The following is a 20,623-nucleotide window of genomic DNA, read 5'->3' as shown; positions in this document are numbered from 1 at the left end:
CCTCTCCCACGGCGGGACAGGCGAGCACGCGGACGCACGAGGCGACCGGCACCCACGCGGACGCACCCGGGGACACGCGACCACGCGGACGCACGGCGGGCCGGACCGCGCACCATCCGGTGCGCGACCCGGCCCGTCATGACCGTCTGCCGGCGACTACTTCTTGCGGCGCCGGCCGCCGCCACCGCCGCCGCGCTGCGCCTTGCGGCGCTCGGCGCGGGTCAGGCCGTCCGACGTCGAGCGCGTCGGTCCGCCGGCGGGCTCGTGCTCGAACTCGCCCTCGACCACGCCGCCCTCGCCGTCCACGGTCGGCGCCGAGAAGTGCAGCCGGTCGGGGCGCTGCGGGGCGTCGAGCCCCTTCGCCCGGATCTCGGGACGGGCGCCGGCGGGCACCGCGTCCTCCTTGACCAGGGACGTCGGCTCGGCGTCGGCGACGGGGGCCGCGTCCTGCGCGGGCAGCTCGACCTCCTCGACCTGCTGCTCGACCTGGACCTCCAGGTTGAACAGGTAGCCGACCGACTCCTCCTTGATGCCCTCCATCATGGCGTTGAACATGTCGAAGCCCTCGCGCTGGTACTCGACCAGCGGGTCCTTCTGCGCCATGGCCCGCAGGCCGATGCCCTCCTGGAGGTAGTCCATCTCGTAGAGGTGCTCGCGCCACTTGCGGTCGAGCACCGACAGGACGACCCGGCGCTCCAGCTCGCGCATGATGTCGGAGCCGAGCTGGCCCTCGCGCTGCTCGTACTGCTCGTGGACGTCGTCCTTGATGGACTCGCCGATGAACTCGGCGGTGAGGCCCGCGCGGTCGCCGGCCTCCTCCTCCAGCTCCTCGACGGTGACCTTCACCGGGTAGAGCTGCTTGAACGCGCCCCACAGCCGGTCGAGGTCCCACTCCTCGGCGAAGCCCTCGACGGTCTCCGCCTGGATGTACGCGTCGATCGTGTCGTCCATGAAGTGGTGGATCTGCTCCTGCAGGTCCTCGCCCTCCAGGACGCGGCGCCGCTCGCCGTAGATGACCTCGCGCTGGCGGTTGAGCACCTCGTCGTACTTCAGGACGTTCTTACGGGTCTCGAAGTTCTGCTGCTCGACCTGCGACTGCGCGGACGCGATGGCCCGCGTGACCATCTTGTTCTCGATGGGCACGTCGTCCGGCACGTTCGCCATCGACATCACGCGCTCGACCATCTGCGCCTTGAACAGCCGCATGAGGTCGTCACCGAGGGAGAGGTAGAAGCGGGACTCGCCGGGGTCGCCCTGACGGCCGGAACGGCCGCGCAGCTGGTTGTCGATGCGCCGCGACTCGTGGCGCTCCGTGCCCAGCACGTACAGCCCGCCGAGGCCCTTGACCTCCTCGAACTCGGCCTTCACGGCCTGCTCGGCCTTCTCCAGGGCCGCGGGCAGCGCCGCCGCCCACTCCTCGACGTGCTCCACCGGGTCGAGGCCGCGCTGACGCAGCTCCGCCTCCGCCAGGTCGTCGGGGTTGCCGCCGAGCTTGATGTCCGTACCGCGGCCGGCCATGTTCGTCGCGACCGTGACCGCGCCCTTGCGCCCGGCCTGGGCGATGATCGGCGCCTCACGGTCGTGCTGCTTCGCGTTCAGCACCTCGTGCTGGATGCCGCGCTTGTTGAGCTGCTGCGAGAGGTACTCGGACTTCTCGACGGAGGTCGTGCCGACCAGGATCGGCTGACCCTTGTCGTGCTTCTCCTCGATGTCGTCGACGACCGCCGCGAACTTCGCGACCTCGGTGCGGTAGATCAGGTCGGACTGGTCCATGCGGACCATCGGCCTGTTCGTCGGGATCGGCACCACGCCGAGCTTGTAGATCTGGTGGAACTCCGCGGCCTCGGTCATGGCCGTACCGGTCATGCCGGAGAGCTTGTCGTACAGGCGGAAGAAGTTCTGGAGGGTGATCGTGGCGAGCGTCTGGTTCTCGTCCTTGATGTCCACCCCTTCCTTCGCCTCGATCGCCTGGTGCATGCCCTCGTTGTAGCGGCGGCCGGCGAGGATACGGCCGGTGTGCTCGTCGACGATCATGACCTCGCCGTCGATGACGACGTAGTCCTTGTCCTTCTTGAAGAGTTCCTTGGCCTTGATCGCGTTGTTCAGGTAACCGACGAGCGGCGTGTTGACCGACTCGTAGAGGTTGTCGATGCCCAGCCAGTCCTCGACCTTGGTGACACCGGGCTCGTGGATCGCGACCGTGCGCTTCTTCTCGTCGACCTCGTAGTCGCCGGTCTCCTCGATGCCCTTGAGCTGGTTGCCCGCCTCGCCCTTGGTGAGGCGCGTGACGAGCTTCGCGAAGTCGCCGTACCACTTCGTGGCCTGGTCGGCGGGGCCGGAGATGATCAGCGGGGTGCGCGCCTCGTCCACGAGGATCGAGTCGACCTCGTCGACGATCGCGTAGTTGTGGCCGCGCTGCACCAGCTCGTCCCTCGACCACGCCATGTTGTCGCGCAGGTAGTCGAAGCCGAACTCGTTGTTCGTGCCGTACGTGATGTCGCATCCGTACTGCTCACGGCGCTGCGCCGGCGTCATGTTCGCCAGGATGCAGCCGACCGTGAGGCCGAGGAACTTGTGGACGCGGCCCATCATCTCGGAGTCGCGTTCGGCCAGGTAGTCGTTCACCGTGATCAGGTGGACGCCCTTGCCGGACAGCGCGTTCAGGTAGGCGGGAAGCGTGCCGACGAGCGTCTTGCCCTCGCCGGTCTTCATCTCGGAGACGAATCCGAGGTGCAGGGCTGCGCCGCCCATCAGCTGCACGTCGTAGTGACGCTGGCCGAGGACGCGCTTGGCCGCCTCGCGGACCGTGGCGAAGGCCTCGGGGAGCAGGTCGTCGAGGCTCTCTCCCTCGGCGATGCGTTCCTTGTACTCCTCCGTGAGCGCGCGCAACTCGGCGTCGGAGAGGTTGACGAAGTCCTCTTCGATGGAGTTGACCTGGTCCGCGATGCGGTGCAGTTTGCGCAGGATCTTGCCTTCGCCTGCACGCATGAGCTTGTTGAAGACGGACACTGAGGCTGCTCTCCTTGCCGGTCGGGCCTGGCACTGGGGTCGGGCGGGGCGCTGGCGCGGCAGACGTGCCCCACCGCATCGGCCATCGTAAGCGAGGACCGGCCCGCGCCGGGAGGGCCGCAGCGATGCGGTGCCAGGACCCCCTCTCTTTAGAACGCTCGGACAGCGTCCGAGGTGCCGGGCCACGATCAAAGTCTTCGCCAGATCATCGCCCGGCCGCGAGAATGCGGCCATGGACCCGCAGACCCTCCACACCCCCCGCCTGGAACTCCGCGCGCCGGTCGGAGCCGACATCGACGCCGTGCACGCGGCCTGCCAGGACCCGGAGATTCAGCGCTGGGTGCCGCTCCCGTCACCGTACGAGCGCGGGCACGCGGAGTACTTCGTCGAGCACATCGTCCCCGAGGGGTGGCGCACGGACACCACCTACACCTTCTGCACCTTCCCGCGCGGGGGCGGCCCGCTCGTCGGCGCCGCGAACATCCACCACCGGCAGGGAGACACCTGGGAGGTCGGCTTCTGGACGGTCCGCGAGCACCGCGGCCGCGGGTACACGGCGGAGGCCGTCACCGCGCTGGCCCGCTGGGCCTTCGGGCGCGGTGTGGAACGCGTGGAGTGGCGGGCCGAGGCGGGCAACGCCGCCTCGCGCCGTGTCGCCGAACGGGCGGGCTTCGTGGTCGAGGGCACCCTGCGGGCCGCCCTGCTCAGCCGCGACGTCCTGCGGGACCTGTGGATAGGCTCTCTGCTCCCTTCGGACGTGGGCCTGGAGGCCGGGCACGCGTACCTGCCGGGCTCACGCAGCCACGCCTGAGGCGCCGACCGCGGGGCCGGGCGGGGGGCGCGCGGGAGACGGCCGGGCTTCACGGCCGGGAGCGGGAGCCGTCTGCCCGTGCGCGCGGAAGCGGGGGCCGGACGCGGGCCGAGGCTCGACCCCTGAATCCCGGGGTGGGGGCCGAGCCCGAGCGCCAGGCCGCGAGACCTGGCGCGGGACGCGGGCGCGAGGGGCGAACGATGCGGGGCGAGGGTCGCGGGGCGCCGGACCTGCGGCGATCTTCGGTGCCCCGGTGATTGTCGGTGCCGCCGTCTAAGGTGCGGAGCATGACGACCGCCTCGCCCTCCACCGAGCCGCCCGCCGTGGAACTGTCCGCTGCCGAGGCCCGGCGCATCGCGCTGCGCGCCCAGGGATTCGTCGGGGCGCCGGACCGCAGAGGCGGCGTGCGGGGGGTGCTGCGGGCTCTCGGCGCGGTTCAGCTGGACACGATCTCCGTGCTCGCCCGCTCGCACGAGCTGGTTCCGTACGCCCGGCTGGGGGCGGTCGGGCGCGACACGGTCGAGAAGGCCTACTGGACCCCGGCTCCCCCAGGGAGCCCCTCTCCGGTGCCCCACGCGTTCGAGTACTGGTCGCACGCGGCCTGCGTGCTGCCGATCGAGGAATGGCCGCTCTTCGCCTTCCGCAGGCGCGCCTACCGCGCACGCCCGCAGTGGAACCACGAGCTGTCCGCCGGGGCGTACGAGACCGTCCTCAAGCAGCTGCGCGACGAGGGCCCGCTCACGGCGACGGAGCTGGGCGGCGCGAAGAACGGCGGTCCCTGGTGGGACTGGTCCGACGCGAAGATCGCCGTCGAGCGCGCCCTGATGTACGGCGAGGTCGTCTGCACGGGAAGGCGCAGCTGGAAGCGCGTCTACGACCTGGCCGAGCGCGCCGTCCCCGCCGACCTCCTGCACGACGACCTCAGCGACCTGGAGTGCACCCGCCGCCTGGTGCGCCTCGCCGGGGCCGCCCTCGGCGTCGGGACGCGCGCGGACATCGCCGACTACCACCGCCTCAAGGGCGAGCAGGTCGACGCGGTGATCGGGGACGCGGGGCTGGTACCGGTGACGGTGGAGGGGTGGACGAAGCAGGCGTGGGCCGACCCCGAGGCGCTGGCCCTCCCGGTGCGTGGACGGCACCGCACCACGCTGCTGTCGCCCTTCGACTCGCTGATCTGGGAGCGGGCCCGCACGGAACGGATCTTCGGCTTCACGCACCGCCTCGAGGCCTACGTGCCGAAGCCGAAGCGGCAGCACGGCTATTTCGCCATGCCCCTGCTGGCCGGCGGCAAGCTGGTGGGCCGGGTGGACCCCGGCCGTTCGGGCAGCACGCTGGTGGCCCGCCAGCTGTCGCTCGCCGGTCCGAAGGCCGTCGCGCCCATGGCACAGGCCCTGCGGGAGGCGGCCGAGTGGGTCGGATGCGGCACGGTGCGCATCGAGCGCGTGGACGACCCGGGACTCGCAGCCGAACTCGTACGGGCGCTCGCCTGACACGAACGGCCGACGGTCAGGGCGACGGAGCCGAGCCGACGGGACCGGCTGCTCGGCCGGGACGCGACGGGACGGCTGACCGACCGACGGACTGACGGCCTGGCCGACTGGGCTCTGTCGACCACGGGCCCCGTCGAGGACGGGGCCCTGTCGACCGGGAGGTCGACGGACCTGGTCAACACATCAACGGGCTTCATGCCAACGGGTCGATTCGATTGGCGTGTCAACCGATCAAGGGCCGAACCGGCCAAGGGCTGGACAGGCCAAGGACTCGACCGGCCACGGACCCGATCGCTCAACGAGCCGGCGGGTCAAGGGGCCGGCGGGTCAAGGGGCCGATGGCCCGGCGGGTCAACGTGCCAATCCGTTCGGGGGGTCGATCAGTTCAGCGGGTGGATCCGAAGAATGGATACGACGGCTCGATACGACGGCTCGATCCGATGGATGGAGCCGATGGATGGAGCCCATGGGTGGGTCCGATCCGCAGGCCGATCGAATCCGCGGGCCATCGGGCCCGGCAGCCCACCGGTCAGCGGATTTCGAGGATCTTCTCGCGCATCGCGTATACGACCGCTTCCATCCGGGAGTGCAGCTGGAGCTTCTCCAGGATGTTGCGCACATGGTTCTTCACGGTGTTCTCGGAGATGAACAGCTCTTTCGCGATGTCCCGGTTGTTCATACCGGTGGCCACGAGCTTCAGCACCTCCAGTTCGCGGTCCGTGAGCCGCGGCGCCGGGACCAGTCTGCGCTCGTCGGTGCGCTGGATCATCGACTTGAACTCCGTGAGCAGCTTCGCCGCCATCGACGGGCTGATCTGCGACTGTCCGTCCGCGACCGCCCGGATCGCCGTCGAGACCTCGTCGGTGGAGATCTCCTTGAGCAGGTAACCCGTGGCACCGGCCTTGATCGCGTCGTAGAGGTCGGCTTCCTCGTCGCTGATCGTCAGCATGATGATCTTGGCGCTGGGGGCCACTTCTTTGATGGCGGTGCACGCTTCGATCCCGCCGCGCCGGGGCATCCGTACATCCATGAGCACGATGTCGGGCAGCAGGTCGGCGGCCTTGTCCACGGCTTCCGCGCCGTCGCCCGCCTCGCCGATGACCTGGATGTCCTCCTCCTGCGCGAGGACGATCTCCAGCCCGCGGCGGAAGAGGGCGTGATCGTCCACGACGAGGACCCGGATGGGTTCCTTTTCGGGCGTGCCGTAGACGCGGTCGTCGTCGGGGTCGACGCCTGCGACCGGCATTCCGGCAGCACCCCGCGCCCCGAGTACCGGCCCGAAGCCGTCCGCCATCGTTCCTCCCCCTGAAGGCCGTGGCCCCAAGTTTGCTCCGGCGGTCAACCTCAGTGCTTCAACCGCCCGTTGGCCTGCGTACCCATGATTCCATGCCGGAGCCGTCCGGCGGGGTCACCGTCCGGCAGCGGCGTGCCCCCGTGGACCTGACGGATCCTCGGGGGCACCACACCGGTCGTTTCCGGCTGTCAGCCTCCGAGTGCCCCGCCGGCGCCGCCCACTTCGGGGCCCGCGAGGGGGTCGGTCTGGAGGTGGATCACGCCGTAGTCGTAGGCGTGCCGCCGGTAGACCACGCTCGGTTCCTTCGTGTCGGAGTCCACGAACAGGTAGAAGTCGTGGCCGACGAGCTCCATCTCCTCAAGAGCCTGGTCCAGCGTCATCGGCGCCGCGGCGTGGTTCTTCTCCCGCACCACGAGGGGTCCCTCGCCCTGCACTTCGAGCGATCCGATCCTCGTCGTGCGGACGTCCGCGCCCGCCTCCCCGTCGGGAGACGCCCCGTTCATGCTGTACTCCGCGACGCCGGGCACGGCGTCCGCGACCGCGGCGGCGGAGAGCCGGCCGTGGCCCCTGCGGTTGTGCCGCTTCTCGTGCTCCCTGCGCATCCGGGCCTCGAGCTTGCCCGTGGCGAGGTCGAGCGCCGCGTAGGGATCCGCTGCCGATGCCTCGGCACGGATCACCGGCCCGCGGGAGCGCAGGGTGATCTCCACCCGGTCGCACCGGTCCGCCTGACGCGGATTGTGTTCCTTGGACACCTCGACGTCGAGGCTGATGACCTTGCCGTCGAGCTTCTGGATCTTCTCCAGCTTCAGCTTCTCGGCCACGTGCTTGCGGAACCGCTCCGGCACCTCTGTCTTGCGGCCCTTGACGACGATGTCCACGCAGAACTCCGTTCCCGGAGCACCCCGCCTCGCTGCGGAGGCACCCCTTGTTGCACCAGGCCCCGGCAGCCACCGGAGCCTCGGACTTGGCGACTTTCACCTCCTCCTCCCCCGTCGGCTTGATGTCCACCCGTGCCCGCCGAAGGTTCTCCGAAAACGCCGAAGCACCACAGTGCTTTCACCGAGTAGCGGCTTGCGCCATTCCTCACAACCGAACATAGCTCTCCGGCAGGGGGGTCGGCACCCGGTACGGACAGGTACCTCCGTTCAGGTAATTTTTGTTCGGCTCAACCTGCGATCGCATGCTCAATCAATCACCTCCGGTTTATTTCGAAAGAAGCCGGAGAGGCTGCGACAACCGCACCCACCAGCGGGGCGTGCCCTCCCGGGCCGTCTCCCACGGCAACCGTCCCCACGCCCACTGCGGCCCGCACCGCCCGGGCCGCTTCCGCAAGCGAAGCGCCCGTCGTCATCAGGTCGTCGACGAGGACGACCCTGCCCTCCGCCAGAAGCCGCGCCCCGCCGCCCGCGACCTCCAGCGCTCCCGCCAGATTGACGCGCCGCTGGTGCGCGCCGAGCCCGACCTGGTCGGCCACCGCGCGCCGCTGCCGCAGCACCGGCACCACCTGGGCCGGTCTGCCCCCGCGCCGGAGATCACCCGCCGCGGCGAGCGCGACCCGGCGCACGGCGTCGTGCCCGCGCGCCGCCACCGCCCCCCGCGCCGACGGCACCGGCACGAGCAGCAGCGGCCCGGTACGCGCCCCCGGGGGCGCCACGGCCGCCACGGCGCCCGCGAGAGCCCGCCCGAGGGGTGATGCGAGCCCCAGTGCCCCGCGCTCCTTGTGTGCCAGCAGAACGCTGCGTACGCCCTCCTCGTAGGGCGCCGCCGCATACACCGCCGGCAGTCCCGCCGGCTCCGGGGACGGCAGCACACGGCACGGCCACGCCCCGTACAGCGATCTCCGGCACTCCTCGCACAGTGGCGCCCGCCCCCTGCCGCACCCCGCGCACGCGACCGGCAGGACGAGGCCGCCGATTTCCCGCCACCATCCCCGCATGCATCCATCGTGACCGGGGTGCCGCGTCCCGGCCAGCCCTGTGGACAACCGCCTGTGGACAACGCCCGGTCGGTCCCGCGAACCCCGGAGTGCGCGCCCCGGCGCGGGGCCCCGGGCGCGGGCCCCGGCGAGCCGTGTTCAGCCCGGGTAGACCGGTGACGACCCGTGCTCGACGATCGACTGCCAGTTCCCGCCCGAGGGCAGTTGCACGACACCGGCGTCACTGGACTCCGCGACCAGTGCCCTGGAGTCCGTGTCGCCCGCGGCGATGGCCGTCACCTGGTTCAGGCCGGGAAGCACGCTCGCGTCCGACGTGGACCCGTCGGCCTGGACGAACCGCATCTGCTGGACCCCGCCGGCCTCCTTGCCGACGATCACCAGCCTGCTCGGCCCCGCCCAGGAGACCGCCGTCACTGTCTCCATCTGCGGTGTCAGCGACTTGAGGTCCGCGACGGCGAGCTCCTTGTGGTCGCCCGACCCGCTCTGCTCCACGCGCCCGATCTCCAGGCTCGTGCGATGGCCCTTCGTGAGCAGCAGCGCGATGCGCACTCCGTCCGACGAGACCCGCACCGCCTCGATACGGCGCCCGTCGAGGTGCTCGACATGGGCGCTCTCGGAGACGGTCGTCCCGTTCTCGAACTGGAGCAGGCGCGCGTGGTCCGGATCCCGGTCCGCGACCCACACGTCACCACGGCTGTCCCACGTCGGCGCGGACAGACGGTCCGACTCCTTGGCGCCCTGGCTGGTGACCAGCGGGCTGCCGAGGTCGGAGTCGTTCGTGATCGACGTGACGTACAGGGACTTGCCGTTCTCCGCGACTCCCGCCGCCCGCCTCTCGTCCCGGGAGATCGCCACCGAGCCCAGCTTGACCGTGCCGTCACCGAGCGGCCCGGGGACGAGGTTGTCCTGATCGCCGCCCTTCTTGTCGTCCGGCCGGAGGTGGGCGAGACGACCGTCGGGGTCGAGGTAGAAGGGGTCCTCGGCGGACTGGCCGAGGGCGCTGCCGGGCGCGTAGGCCTGCGCCTGGTCGCCCGAGACGGAGCACAGCGAGCTGCCCCCGGACCGCAGCGCGATCTGCCCGACCCGCGTCGAGGTGAGATCGCGCAGCGTGAAGAACAACTGCGCGGCCATCATCCTGCACACGTCCGGCGTCGCCTTCTTCGCCGCGGAGTTCAGCGGCACCGTGAGCGCGTTGCTGTCGTCGAACTCGAGTGTCCTGGTGCCCTTCTGGAGCCGCGTGCCGACCGGGAACGACGACTTGACGGACGGCTTCAGCCATCCGGTGGGGCCGGAGAGCACGGTGTTGACGGCCTGTGTGATCGGGTCCATGCGGGTCAGCGGGTCTATCCGCTGCCGGATGAAGACCGGGTCGGACACGAGCCAGCCGTCGCTCTTCGCATAGAAGTACGTGTCGACGGGGCGGTAGTTGCGCTGGAAGTCGGAGGCGCCCAGGACGAGGCCCTGCGGGAGGGCGTCGATGCGCCACTCCTTCTTCCCGGCGACCTTCTCCTGGATGAGGTGCAGGGCACGCTGGTAACTCGCGGGCTTGAGCGGCCGGTACACGTTCCCCGCGTCGATCGTCGCGATCTCGACCCCGTGCATCTGGTACGTGAGGCCCGGCTGGTCCGCCGACGGCGGCTTCGTGGGGCCCTCCAAATCGGGCGCGTCGCTCAGCACCGTCGTGATCTTCTGCGGCTTCCAGTCGCGCGCCTCGTCGTGGGCGAGATACTTCCGGGCCATGGCGAAGTCGGGGTCGTCACTCGTCATGGCCTCGAGGAACCCGTCGACGATGTCGCCCGCCGACGCGTCGGGCGGCGGCGGCACCGCGTACACCCGCACCTGGGACTCGTCCTGGGGGGACGCCTTCACCGGTTCCACGTCCCCCTTGTCGGGGATCGACGCGCACCCGGCGAGAGCCAGGGCCAGCACGACGAGGCCGGCCCCCAGTCTTCCGGTGCGTCCCCGGCCGCGCCGCACGCGATCATCGCCCACGTGTCGAGCCCTCCCGCTCCGACGTCTCCGAGGCGGATGTGCGCCCCGGCCCCTCCCCGTCCACGTCCACGCGACGGCCACCGGGCTCCGCGGACCCGGCTGCCGACCCGTCGCCGGGGCCGGTCCCCCGTCCCTCGCGGGGAGCGGGCGCGGCGCCGTGGGACTCGTCCGGTTTCCTGGCCACGACCCGCGAGCCGCTGCCCGGCAGCGCCGTCGGGTCGACCACGGCCGTCGCCCGGGGTGCCTGGCCCGGCGGCACGGGCAGGGTGCCGGTGGCGCCCCGCACCGGGAACGCCGTGTTCGGCACCTGCCGCGCGCTCTTGTCCGCCACCGCGGCGGCCGCGCGCGCCCGGTTGCCGCGCGAGTCCTCGGGTTCCAGCGGTATCGGCGAACCGCGCAGCGGCTCGTCGGCGGTGCGCGGCAACGTCAGCCGGAACTGCGAGCCGCCTCCCGGCTCGCCCCACGCCTGCAGCCAGCCCCCGTGGAGGCGGGCGTCCTCGACCGCGATCGACAGGCCGAGGCCCGTGCCGCCCGTCGTGCGCGCACGAGCCGGGTCCGCGCGCCAGAACCGGTTGAACACCCGCGTCGCCTCCCCCGGCTTCAGCCCCACGCCGTAGTCGCGGACCGCGACGGCCACGGCACCGCCTGCCGCGCCGAGGCGCACCACCACGTCGCGGCCCTCACCGTGCTCGACGGCGTTGACCACGAGGTTGCGCAGCATGCGTTCGACCCGGCGGGCGTCGGCCTCCGCGACGACGGGCTGCTCGTCGCCGGCGACCCGCACGGTGGAACCCTTGCGCTCCGCCAGCGGCGCCGCCGCGTCGATGACGCGCCGCACCACCTCGCGAAGGTCTATCGGCTCGGCCTCCAGGGCCGCCGCCCCCGCGTCGAACCGGCTGATCTCCAGCAGGTCCGCCAGCAGCGACTCGAACCGGTCGATCTGCCCGACCAGGAGCTCGGCCGATCGGGACGTCGCCGGATCGAAGTCCTCCCGGGACTCGTGGATGACATCCGCGGCCATCCGCACCGTCGTCAGCGGCGTCCGCAGCTCGTGCGAGACGTCGGAGACGAAACGGCGCTGCATCCTGGAGAGCTCCTCCAACTGCTGGATCTTCAGCTGGAGGTTCTGTGCCATCTTGTTGAACGCCTCGCCCAGCCGGGCGATGTCGTCCTCACCGGTGACCTTCATCCGTTCGTGGAGCAGCCCCGTGGACAGCCGCTCGGCGATCCCGGCCGCCATCCGCACCGGAGTGACCACCTGGCGCACCACGAGCCACGCGATCGCGCCGAGAAGCACCACCACGAACAGACCCGCTGTCGCCAGCGTCCGCTTCACCAGGTTGAGCGACTGCTCCTCCTGCGTCAGCGGGAAGAGGTAGTACAGCTCGTAGGGGTGACGGTCGACGTCGTTGAGCCGCTTGCCGATGATCAGGGCAGGTTCCGGCTTCCGGTCGTCCGACGCGTCCGTGTACTTGACCTGCGCATACGTCTTGAATTCGCCGGTACCGCCGACCACCGAGCGCCGCAGGTCGGGCGGGATGGACGACAGGTCCACTCCCCCCGAGGTGCGCGGAGCCCGCTTGGGCAGCGGGTCGGCGCTCAGGGCGACCACGTTGAACGCGCCGGGCCCGCCGCTCGCGAGCTGTTCCACCAGGTCGGTGCGCCACGAGTTCGTGCCGGCCGTCGTGGAGTCCGTGCCGTCCCCACCGCGGCCGCCCGTCGACGACGATGCGTCCGCCTTCTCCTGGGCGACGGAGAACCCGCCCTCGGCCTGACTCTGGGCGGCCTTCTCCTTCGCCTCGACCAGGCCGTTGCGGACCTGTCCGATGACCACGAATCCGAGCAGCAGCACCACGCCGAGCGACATGACCAGCGTCGCCGCGACGACCCGCAGCTGGATGTTGCGCCGCCACAGGCGCATCACCGGCAGCAGCGGGCGGCGCAGCAGCCGGATGACCAGCCGGAGCACCGGCCCGCCCGCCGGGGCGTCCTGAAGGAGCCGGCCGCCCTGGAAGCGGCGGCCGCGTCCCGGGCGACCGGCCTTCGGCGCAGTGGTGCCGCCGGTCATGTCAGCTCGGTCCGGCCTTGTACCCGACGCCGCGGACGGTCACCACGATCTCCGGCCGCTCCGGGTCCTTCTCGACCTTGGAGCGCAGCCGCTGAACGTGCACGTTGACCAGCCGGGTGTCGGCGGCATGCCGGTAGCCCCAGACCTGCTCCAGCAGCACCTCGCGGGTGAAAACCTGCCAGGGCTTGCGGGCGAGCGCGACCAGCAGGTCGAACTCCAGCGGCGTGAGGGCGATGGACTGCCCGTCCCGCTTGACGGAGTGGCCCGCGACATCGATCACCAGGTCGCCGATGGTGAGCTGCTCCGGCGCCGGCTCCTCGGACCTGCGCAGGCGGGCCCTTATCCGCGCCACCAGCTCCTTGGGCTTGAACGGCTTGACGATGTAGTCGTCCGCCCCCGACTCCAGACCCACTACGACGTCGACGGTGTCGCTCTTCGCCGTGAGCATGACGATCGGCACACCGGACTCGGCGCGGATCTGCCGGCACACCTCGATGCCGTCCCGGCCCGGCAGCATCAAATCGAGCAGCACGAGATCCGGCTTGGCATCGCGGAAGGCGGCAAGCGCCTTGTCACCGTCCGCGACGAACGACGGCTCGAACCCTTCACCACGCAGCACAATGCCCAGCATCTCGGCGAGTGCGGTGTCGTCGTCGACGACAAGGACGCGTCCCTTCATATCGACATCATCCCATCAGCCAATCGTTACCTGTCGTGACCTGGCACACAGGTCGACGATTCCGCTGCCGGTCACAGGGGACAGCACCCCGTCTTCCGTGACGAGAGCCGTCACCAATTCCGGCGGAGTGACATCGAACGCAGGGTTGTACGCCTGCGTCCCCAGTGGTGCCACCGGCACACCGGCTCCGCCCTGCGCGCCGCCCGCAACCGCCATGAACTCCGTCACTTCCTGCCCCGCCCGCTGCTCGACCTCGATCGACGCACCGTCGGCGGTGTCGAGGTCGATCGTCGTGGCCGGCGCGACCACGACGAACGGCACGTGGTGGTAGCGCGCCATCACCGCCAGCGGGTAGCTGCCCACCTTGTTCGCGACCGAGCCGTCCGCCGCGATGCGATCCGCGCCGATCAGCACCGCGTCCACCTCCCCCGCCGCGAACAAGGACCCCGCCGCGTTGTCCGTCAGCAAGGTGTACGACATCCCGCTCCGGGCCGCCTCGTACGCGGTCAGGCGCGCTCCCTGCAGCAGCGGGCGCGTCTCGTCCACCCACAGCCGCTGGAGCCGGCCGGCCCGGTGCGCGGCCAGGGCCACCGCGAACGCGGTGCCCTCGCCACCGGACACGAGCGCCCCGGTGTTGCAGTGGGTCAGGATCCGGTGATTGCCGCCGGGAAGCAACTCGTCCAGCAGGCCGAGCCCCGCCAGCCCCATCCGGACACTGCTCTCGGCGTCCTCCTGGTGCAGCCTCCGGGCCTCCGTGAGCGCCTCCGCGGCCGCCCGGGCGAGGCCCCCGCCCGTCTCCAGCGCGCTCCGGTGGGCCGCCAGCGCCCTGCGCACGCCGTAGGCGAGGTTGACGGCGGTCGGCCGCGCCCGCGACAGGGACTGTGCCGCGTCGTCGACGTCGAACCCCCGGGCCGCCGCCAGCGCCACCCCGTACGCCCCCGCGATGCCCAGCAGCGGCGCGCCGCGTACCGCGAGCGAGCGGATCGCGTCGACCAGCGCCGGGACGTCGGTGCAGACCAGCTCGAACTCCTCCGCGGGCAGCTTCGTCTGGTCGAGCAGGACGATGACGGGCCCCTCGGGAGGTTCCTCCCAGCGGAGCGCCGGAAGCCTCGAGGACGCCGCGTCGGCGGGAACGGAAGTGTGCGGATCAGCCATCCGCCCAGTCTGCCTGGTCCCGCATGGACAATGAAGGCGCGCAGGGGCCGCATCAGGAGACGCGCACCATGGCCCATTCGGGGGTATGGCGTGGCACGATGGCCACCGGTCCGCCGGTCGCCGGCGACGACGGGCCGACGCGCATCGCGGACCTGCCCAGCCCGGCCCACGACAATTCCACGAGGTGGACGACCGTGAACGACACTCCGGGCCGGCCCTCGCCCGGATCTGCCCCGTCCGACGGCCAGGACAACGGCGGGCCGCACCCGGCCGGCGGTGCGGGTGCGCCGCCGCCCAGCGGCTGGTCCTCGCAGCAGCCACCCCCCGGCCAGTGGTCGCCGCCGAGCGCCCCTGCGTCCGTCCCGGCCCAGCCGGGCCCACCGCCGTCCGTCGGCTGGGGCGCGCCGGGCCCGGCCGGAGGGCCGGCGTGGGGCAGGCCCCCCGCTGCGAAGCCCGGCGTGATCCCGCTGCGGCCGCTCAGCCTCGGCGAGATCCTCGACGGCGCCGTGTCCGTGCTGCGCAGGCACTGGAGGACCGTCCTCGGGGTGTCGATCGCCGTCGCCGTCGTCACTCAGGTGTGCGAGGTGATCCTGCAGCGCCTCGTCGTGCCGCAGCCTCCCGGGATCGACTCGTCGGCCTCCCCCTCCGAGGCACTCGACCAACTCGCCGACACACTCCAGTCGACTCTGATCACCACCCTGCTGACGCTGGGCATCACGCTGATCGGGACGCTGTTCACCACGGCCGTACTCACGGTCGTCGTCAGCCGCTCCGTGCTCGGCCGGGACGTCACGTTCCTCGACGCGTGGCACGAAGCCCGCCCGCGGCTCCTGCAGTTGCTGGGGCTGACCCTGCTGCTGCCGCTCATCAGCGCCGCCCTGGTGGCCGTAGCCCTCGTGCCCGTTCTGGTGACCGGATCGGACGCGGGTCTCGCAGTCTCCGTGCTCCTCACGTTCGTCGCGCTCGCCGTGGCCGTCTGGCTGATGGTCCGTTTCAGCCTGGCCTCGCCGGCGCTGATGCTGGAACGGCAGGGGATCATCACGTCGATGCGGCGCTCCGTGAAGCTCGTGCGCGGGGCGTGGTGGCGGACCTTCGGGATCCTGCTCCTGGCCGGCCTGATGGCGGCTGTCGTGTCCGCCGTCATCGCCGTGCCGTTCGGTGTCGTCGCGACGCTCGCGGACGGCGGCTCCGGACTCAGCAGTGCGCTCTCCGGTGAGACGCCCCACTTCGGCTGGGCCTACACCGTCATCAGCGGCATCGGCTCGGTCGTCGCCTCCGCGCTCACCCTCCCGTTCTCCGCGGGTGTCACCGTCCTGCTGTACGTGGACCGGCGCATCCGTCGCGAGGCCCTCGACCTCGAGCTCGCCCGCGCCGCGGGCATCACCGGCTACGACTCCCCGCACCCGGGCCCCGGCCCCGTCGGGGGATGACAGGGTGACCGCCACGGGGGGAACGTCGGCCGGCCTGTGGCTGACCGGCGGGGACGGGCACGTGCCACTCGTCATATCGCGCGAGGCTGCCCGCAGGGAGGCCCAGCGCGAGCTGTCGAAAGCGATGTACCACCAGCACGACCCGAATCTGCTGCAACGGGCGATCCGCTCCTTCCTCGACTGGATCGGAGACCTGCTGGACTCCGCGTCCGGTGTGGCCCCCGGCGGCCACGTCGGTGTGGTCGTCGTCGCGGTGGCCGTCGTGGTGCTGGTCGGCGCCCTGTGGTGGCGACTCGGCACACCGCGCCGCACGGCATCGGCAGCCGTCGACGGTGCTCTCTTCGACGATGCCCCCCGCAGCGCGGCCGACCACCGGAAAGCGGCGGAGAGCCACGCCGCGGCGGCGCGCTGGCGCGAGGCCGCCCAGGAACGCATGCGCGCCGTCGTGGGCGCCCTCGAAGAACGTGCACTCCTCGACCCGCGCCCGGGCCGCACCGCGACGGAGGCCGCCACGGAGGCCGGGCGGCCGCTGCCGAAGCACGCCGACCGGCTGCGCGCCGCAGCCGGAGACTTCAACTCCGTGACGTACGGCGGACACGACGCCGACCGCGCCATGTACGAGCGCATCCGCGAGCTCGACGACGATCTGCGGCGCGCCCGGCCGAGCTTCGAACGACCCGTCGAGACGACCGTGGCGGTGAGCCCGCCGTCGTGACCGACACCGTCGCTCCCACCGCTCCCACTGCCCCCGCCCCCGTCTCCACATCCACCTCGCCCACCGCCCGCCGGATATGGACGCGTGGCCGCGGCATCCTGCTGGCGCTCGTGCTCCTCCTGGCCGCGGGCCTCGTCCTTGCCGCGATCGGCTCCGGCGACGAGCACGGACGGCTCGACCCACGCGCCGCCGATCCGCTCGGGAGCCGTGCCGCGGCCGAACTCCTGAAGGACCACGGCGTTTCCGTCCGGATCACCACGACGCTCCGTGGCGCGACCTCCGCCGCGGGTCCCGACAGCACGTTGCTGGTCACCGCCCCGGATCTGCTCAGCAAGGCCCAGCAGCGCACCCTGCGCGCAGCGGTCGTCGCGGGCGGCGGCCGCACGGTCCTCCTGGAGGCGGGTCCCGCGTCGACGCCGATCCTCGCCCCCGGCGTCGACACCGGTACGCCTGCCGAGGTGTCCGCCCTGCGCCCGCGATGCGGCTTCCCGGCCGCCCAAAGCGCCGGCACGGCGGACGCCGGCGGCGGACGCTACGTCACCGACCTCCCTGGCACCACCGCCTGCTACCCCGTCGGCGGCATGGCGACCCTCCTGCGCGTTCCGGACGCCCACGCGGGCGAGACCGTCCTCCTCGGCTCCGCCGCGCCCCTCTACAACGACCGCCTCGGCAAGCGGGGCAACGCCTCGCTCGCCCTGCAGATCCTCGGCTCCCGGCCTCATCTCGTCTGGTACCTCCCCTCGCTCAGTGATGCGTCTGCCTCCGACGGCGGCGGCCAGAGCGCCTTCCTCGATCTCATCCCGTCCGGCTGGCTGTGGGGCTTCCTGCAACTGCTGATCGCCGCCGGCCTCGCCGCCGTGTGGCGGGCGCGGCGGCTCGGTCCGCTCGTCGCCGAGCGACTCCCCGTGGCGGTGCCCGCCGCGGAGGCCACCGAGGGCAGGGCCCGGCTCTACCGCTCCACACGCTCGCGTGACCGAGCCGCCGCGATCCTGCGCGCTGCCACACGTGAACGCCTCGCGCCTCTGCTGGGTATCCGCCCCGCCGACGCGCACAGCCCCGAGACACTCACGTCCGCCGTCTCGGCGCTCCTCCCCAGCACCGATCTGGACCTGCCTTTCCTGCTGTTCGGTCCCGCGCCGAGCGACGACAGTGCGCTCGTCCGGCTCGCCGACCAACTCGACGCCCTCGAACGAGAGGTACGCACCTCATGAGCGCCCCGACCCAGGAGACCGCCGGCACACCGGCGAGCCCCGACAGCGCCCGCGCCTCACTCGAAGCGCTCCGCGCCGAGATCGGAAAGGCGGTCGTCGGCCAGGACGCCGCCGTCACCGGTCTCGTCGTCGCGCTGCTGTGCCGGGGCCACGTCCTCCTCGAGGGTGTGCCCGGCGTGGCGAAGACCCTCCTTGTCCGCGCCCTGGCAGCCTCACTGGAACTGGACACGAAGCGTGTCCAGTTCACGCCCGACCTCATGCCGAGCGACGTCACGGGGTCGCTCGTCTACGACGCCCGCACGGCGGAGTTCTCGTTCCAGCCCGGGCCGGCCTTCACCAACCTCCTGCTCGCGGACGAGATCAACCGCACCCCGCCGAAGACACAGTCCTCCCTGCTGGAAGCGATGGAGGAACGCCAGATCACGGTGGACGGCAAGGCCCGGCCCCTCCCCGAACCCTTCCTGGTCGCCGCAACCCAGAACCCCGTCGAGTACGAGGGCACTTATCCCCTTCCCGAGGCCCAACTCGACCGGTTCCTGCTGAAGCTGACCGTGCCCCTGCCCTCGCGCGCGGACGAGATCGATGTGCTGACCCGGCACGCGGGCGGCTTCAACCCTCGTGACCTGCAGGCCGCCGGGGTGCGCCCCGTCGCCGGGCCCGCGGACCTGCAGGCGGCTCGCACCGCCGTCGCACAGACCTCCGTGTCGCCGGAGATCGCCGGCTATGTCGTCGATATCTGTCGTGCCACTCGTGAATCCCCCTCGCTCAGCCTCGGCGTGTCCCCCCGAGGCGCAACCGCCCTGTTGTCCACCGCACGCGCCTGGGCCTGGCTCACGGGCCGGGACTACGTGACCCCCGACGACGTGAAGGCCCTCGCCCTCCCCACACTCCGACACCGCATCCAGCTCCGCCCCGAGGCGGAAATGGAGGGCGTCACGGCCGACAGCGTCATCAACGCGCTGCTCGCCCATGTCCCCGTACCGCGCTGAGACGGACGGCCAACCATGACGCTCACCGGCAGAACCGCGCTCCTCGCGGCGATCGGCGCGCTCCCCGTCGGCCTCCTCGCCCCCGGCCGGCCGGGCATCCTGGCCGTCGAGGGCATCCTCGTACTCGCAATCTTGTGCGACCTCGCCCTCGCCGCGCCAGTACGAAAGCTCCACTTCACCCGAAACGGTGACACGTCCGTTCGACTGGGCGACAGCGCGGACGTGCACCTCGTCCTGACCAACCCTTCGGGCCGGCGTCTGCGCGGATGGGTGCGCGACGCCTGGCCCCCGAGCAGCTGGCAGGCCCCGGAACAGCAGGGCGCGGCCCGGCACCGGGTGTCGATCGCGCCGGGCGAGCGCCGGCGCGTCGTCACCCGGTTGATCCCGGCCCGCCGCGGCGATCACGGTGCGGTACGCGTCACGGTGCGCTCGTACGGCCCTCTCGGCCTCGCGGCACGCCAGGGGAGCCACCACGTGCCGTGGACGGTGCGTGCTCTGCCGTCCTTCGAGAGCCGCAGGCACCTTCCGTCGCGGCTGGCGAGGCTCCGCGAGCTCGACGGGCGCACGAGCGTGCTCAGCAGGGGACAGGGAACGGAGTTCGACGGCCTGCGCGAGTACGTGCCAGGAGACGACGTGCGTTCCATCGACTGGCGCGCCACGGCACGCCAGTCGGCTGTCGCGGTCCGCACGTGGCGGCCGGAGCGAGACCGACAGATCCTCGTCGTCCTGGACACGGGCCGCACGTCGGCGGGGCGTGTGGGCGGTTTCCCGCGGTTGGACGCGTCGCTGGACGCCACGCTCCTGCTGGCAGCCTTGGCCTCGCGAGCGGGTGACCGGGTCGACCTGCTCGCCTACGACCGCAGGGTCAGGGCCCGCGTACGGCGGCAGAACACGGCGGACCTGCTCCCGGCCCTGATGGAGGCGCTGTCGACGCTGGAGCCCGAACTCGTCGAGACGGACGCGCGGGGACTGGCCGGTGCGGCACTTCAGCAGGCGGCTCCCGGGGCGCTGATCGTCCTGCTCACCACCTTGGACGCGGCACCCGTCGAGGAGGCGCTGCTCCCCGTGCTGCCCCTGCTGACGCGCCGGCACACGGTTCTCGTGGCGGCGGTGGCCGATCCCCGGGTCGAGGAGATGGAGCGGGCCCGGGGCACAGTGGACGCGGTGTACGAGGCGGCGGCAGCGGGTCAGACGCAGGCCCAGCGACGGCGTACGGCCGAGCAACTGAGGCGTCGCGGGGTCACGGTCGTCGACGCGCCTCCGGCCCGGCTGGCGCCCGCCCTGGCGGACGCGTACCTCGCGCTGAAGGCGGCCGGGCGACTCTGATCCCGCGGAGCGTGCGGTTCCTCCGGGGTCGCCGACCCCGGGTTGCCGGAAGGACCGGTTTCAGGGCGGGAGCCAGCATCGGTGCCGGGCCCGGCAGGCCTTGCCGCAGTGGGACATCACCTGGGGTGCTTTCGGGGCCGTCATTCGGCATGCCTCGCCGCGGCTGTCGTACGTGCGGGCGAGCGGCAAGCTTCGAGTTCGTCGCTCGGCTGCCTGCGCCTCGTGCCTGTGCTTTGAGGTACGTCGTAGGCCGCACCTGACAGCGTCAGCCGTAGCCGTAGCCGTAGCCGTAGCCGTAGCCGTAGCGATGATTCCGCTCCGGTCGCTGAGGCCGGCAAACCTTGCGACAGGAAGATCGAATGCGGAAAGGGTTTGGTCGCGTGGAAATTGCTCTGGAACGCAGAAAGGGCCCGTACCATCCCGGCACGGGCCCTTCCCACAACAATTGTTCGGCGGCGACCTACTCTCCCACAGGGTCCCCCCTGCAGTACCATCGGCGCGGTAAGGCTTAGCTTCCG

The 20,623-nt window shown here is 71.7% G+C and carries 15 protein-coding genes and 1 rRNA gene; 7 read left to right on the top strand and 9 right to left on the bottom strand.

Going from position 1 to position 20,623, the window contains the following annotated elements; translation table 11 throughout:
* Positions 1-156: 156 nt before the first annotated feature.
* The gene (secA, locus tag L1885_RS08245; protein ID WP_235796351.1) at positions 157-3,009 is read right to left on the bottom strand and encodes a preprotein translocase subunit SecA; all 2,853 of its coding nucleotides are present in this window, start codon (positions 3,007-3,009) and stop codon (positions 157-159) included.
* A gap of 232 nt (positions 3,010-3,241) precedes the next feature.
* On the opposite strand from secA, the gene L1885_RS08240 reads away from it, so the two are divergent.
* Together L1885_RS08240 and L1885_RS08235 are read left to right on the top strand one after the other, a co-directional pair.
* Complete coding sequence (locus tag L1885_RS08240) at positions 3,242-3,820, top strand: GNAT family N-acetyltransferase (RefSeq protein WP_235796350.1); 579 nt, start codon at positions 3,242-3,244, stop codon at positions 3,818-3,820.
* A 287-nt stretch (positions 3,821-4,107) separates the two neighbouring features.
* Positions 4,108-5,310 (top strand): winged helix-turn-helix domain-containing protein, encoded by a 1,203-nt coding sequence (locus tag L1885_RS08235; protein ID WP_235796349.1) that lies wholly within the window; start codon positions 4,108-4,110, stop codon positions 5,308-5,310.
* Between the two features lie 529 nt (positions 5,311-5,839).
* Here the strand turns inward: L1885_RS08235 and L1885_RS08230 are convergent.
* From L1885_RS08230 to mtnA, 7 genes are all read right to left on the bottom strand, one after another.
* On the bottom strand, positions 5,840-6,604 hold the full coding sequence (locus L1885_RS08230; RefSeq protein WP_372481889.1) for a response regulator: 765 nt from the start codon (positions 6,602-6,604) through the stop codon (positions 5,840-5,842).
* Positions 6,605-6,792: 188 nt separating this feature from the next.
* Positions 6,793-7,482: a ribosome hibernation-promoting factor, HPF/YfiA family gene (hpf, locus tag L1885_RS08225; protein ID WP_372481888.1), complete on the bottom strand. Its 690-nt coding sequence runs from the start codon at positions 7,480-7,482 to the stop codon at positions 6,793-6,795.
* Between the two features lie 314 nt (positions 7,483-7,796).
* Positions 7,797-8,540, bottom strand: a complete 744-nt coding sequence (locus L1885_RS08220; protein ID WP_235796347.1) for a ComF family protein — start codon at positions 8,538-8,540, stop codon at positions 7,797-7,799.
* A gap of 138 nt (positions 8,541-8,678) precedes the next feature.
* Positions 8,679-10,532, bottom strand: coding sequence for an LpqB family beta-propeller domain-containing protein (locus L1885_RS08215; RefSeq protein WP_235796346.1), 1,854 nt, complete (start codon positions 10,530-10,532; stop codon positions 8,679-8,681).
* A complete protein-coding gene (gene mtrB, locus L1885_RS08210) occupies positions 10,522-12,600 on the bottom strand; it encodes an MtrAB system histidine kinase MtrB (protein WP_308117292.1) in 2,079 nt (692 codons plus the stop codon). The genes L1885_RS08215 and mtrB overlap by 11 nt, the downstream gene beginning before the upstream one ends.
* Position 12,601: 1 nt before the next feature.
* Positions 12,602-13,279 carry a two-component system response regulator MtrA gene (mtrA, locus tag L1885_RS08205; protein ID WP_235796345.1) on the bottom strand — a complete coding sequence of 226 codons (678 nt, stop codon included), beginning with the start codon at positions 13,277-13,279 and terminating at the stop codon, positions 12,602-12,604.
* A gap of 15 nt (positions 13,280-13,294) precedes the next feature.
* Positions 13,295-14,434 carry an S-methyl-5-thioribose-1-phosphate isomerase gene (gene mtnA / locus L1885_RS08200; RefSeq protein ID WP_235796344.1) on the bottom strand — a complete coding sequence of 380 codons (1,140 nt, stop codon included), beginning with the start codon at positions 14,432-14,434 and terminating at the stop codon, positions 13,295-13,297.
* Between the two features lie 458 nt (positions 14,435-14,892).
* Between mtnA and L1885_RS08195 the strand changes: the two genes are divergently transcribed.
* Genes L1885_RS08195 through L1885_RS08175 form a run of 5 tightly spaced genes read left to right on the top strand, consistent with a single transcriptional unit; the run spans position 14,893 to position 20,105 of the window.
* Positions 14,893-15,864, top strand: coding sequence for a DUF7847 domain-containing protein (locus L1885_RS08195; RefSeq protein WP_308117291.1), 972 nt, complete (start codon positions 14,893-14,895; stop codon positions 15,862-15,864).
* 4 nt (positions 15,865-15,868) lie between these two features.
* Positions 15,869-16,579 carry a DUF4129 domain-containing protein gene (locus L1885_RS08190; protein ID WP_235796343.1) on the top strand — a complete coding sequence of 237 codons (711 nt, stop codon included), beginning with the start codon at positions 15,869-15,871 and terminating at the stop codon, positions 16,577-16,579.
* On the top strand, positions 16,576-17,790 hold the full coding sequence (locus L1885_RS08185) for a DUF4350 domain-containing protein (protein WP_235796342.1): 1,215 nt from the start codon (positions 16,576-16,578) through the stop codon (positions 17,788-17,790). Before L1885_RS08190 ends, L1885_RS08185 begins: the two co-directional genes overlap by 4 nt.
* Positions 17,787-18,779, top strand: coding sequence for an AAA family ATPase (locus L1885_RS08180; RefSeq protein WP_235796341.1), 993 nt, complete (start codon positions 17,787-17,789; stop codon positions 18,777-18,779). Before L1885_RS08185 ends, L1885_RS08180 begins: the two co-directional genes overlap by 4 nt.
* A gap of 15 nt (positions 18,780-18,794) precedes the next feature.
* Positions 18,795-20,105 carry a DUF58 domain-containing protein gene (locus L1885_RS08175; protein WP_235796340.1) on the top strand — a complete coding sequence of 437 codons (1,311 nt, stop codon included), beginning with the start codon at positions 18,795-18,797 and terminating at the stop codon, positions 20,103-20,105.
* Between the two features lie 447 nt (positions 20,106-20,552).
* Here L1885_RS08175 and rrf read toward each other — a convergent pair.
* Positions 20,553-20,623 (bottom strand): 5S ribosomal RNA (gene rrf, locus L1885_RS29490); the annotation flags it as partial.

The organism is Streptomyces fuscigenes, assembly GCF_021556455.1.
Taxonomy (GTDB): Bacteria; Actinomycetota; Actinomycetes; order Streptomycetales; family Streptomycetaceae; genus Streptomyces; species Streptomyces fuscigenes.
Note: the sequence above shows the minus strand (reverse complement) of the source record. Positions and strands in the feature narration are given on the sequence as shown.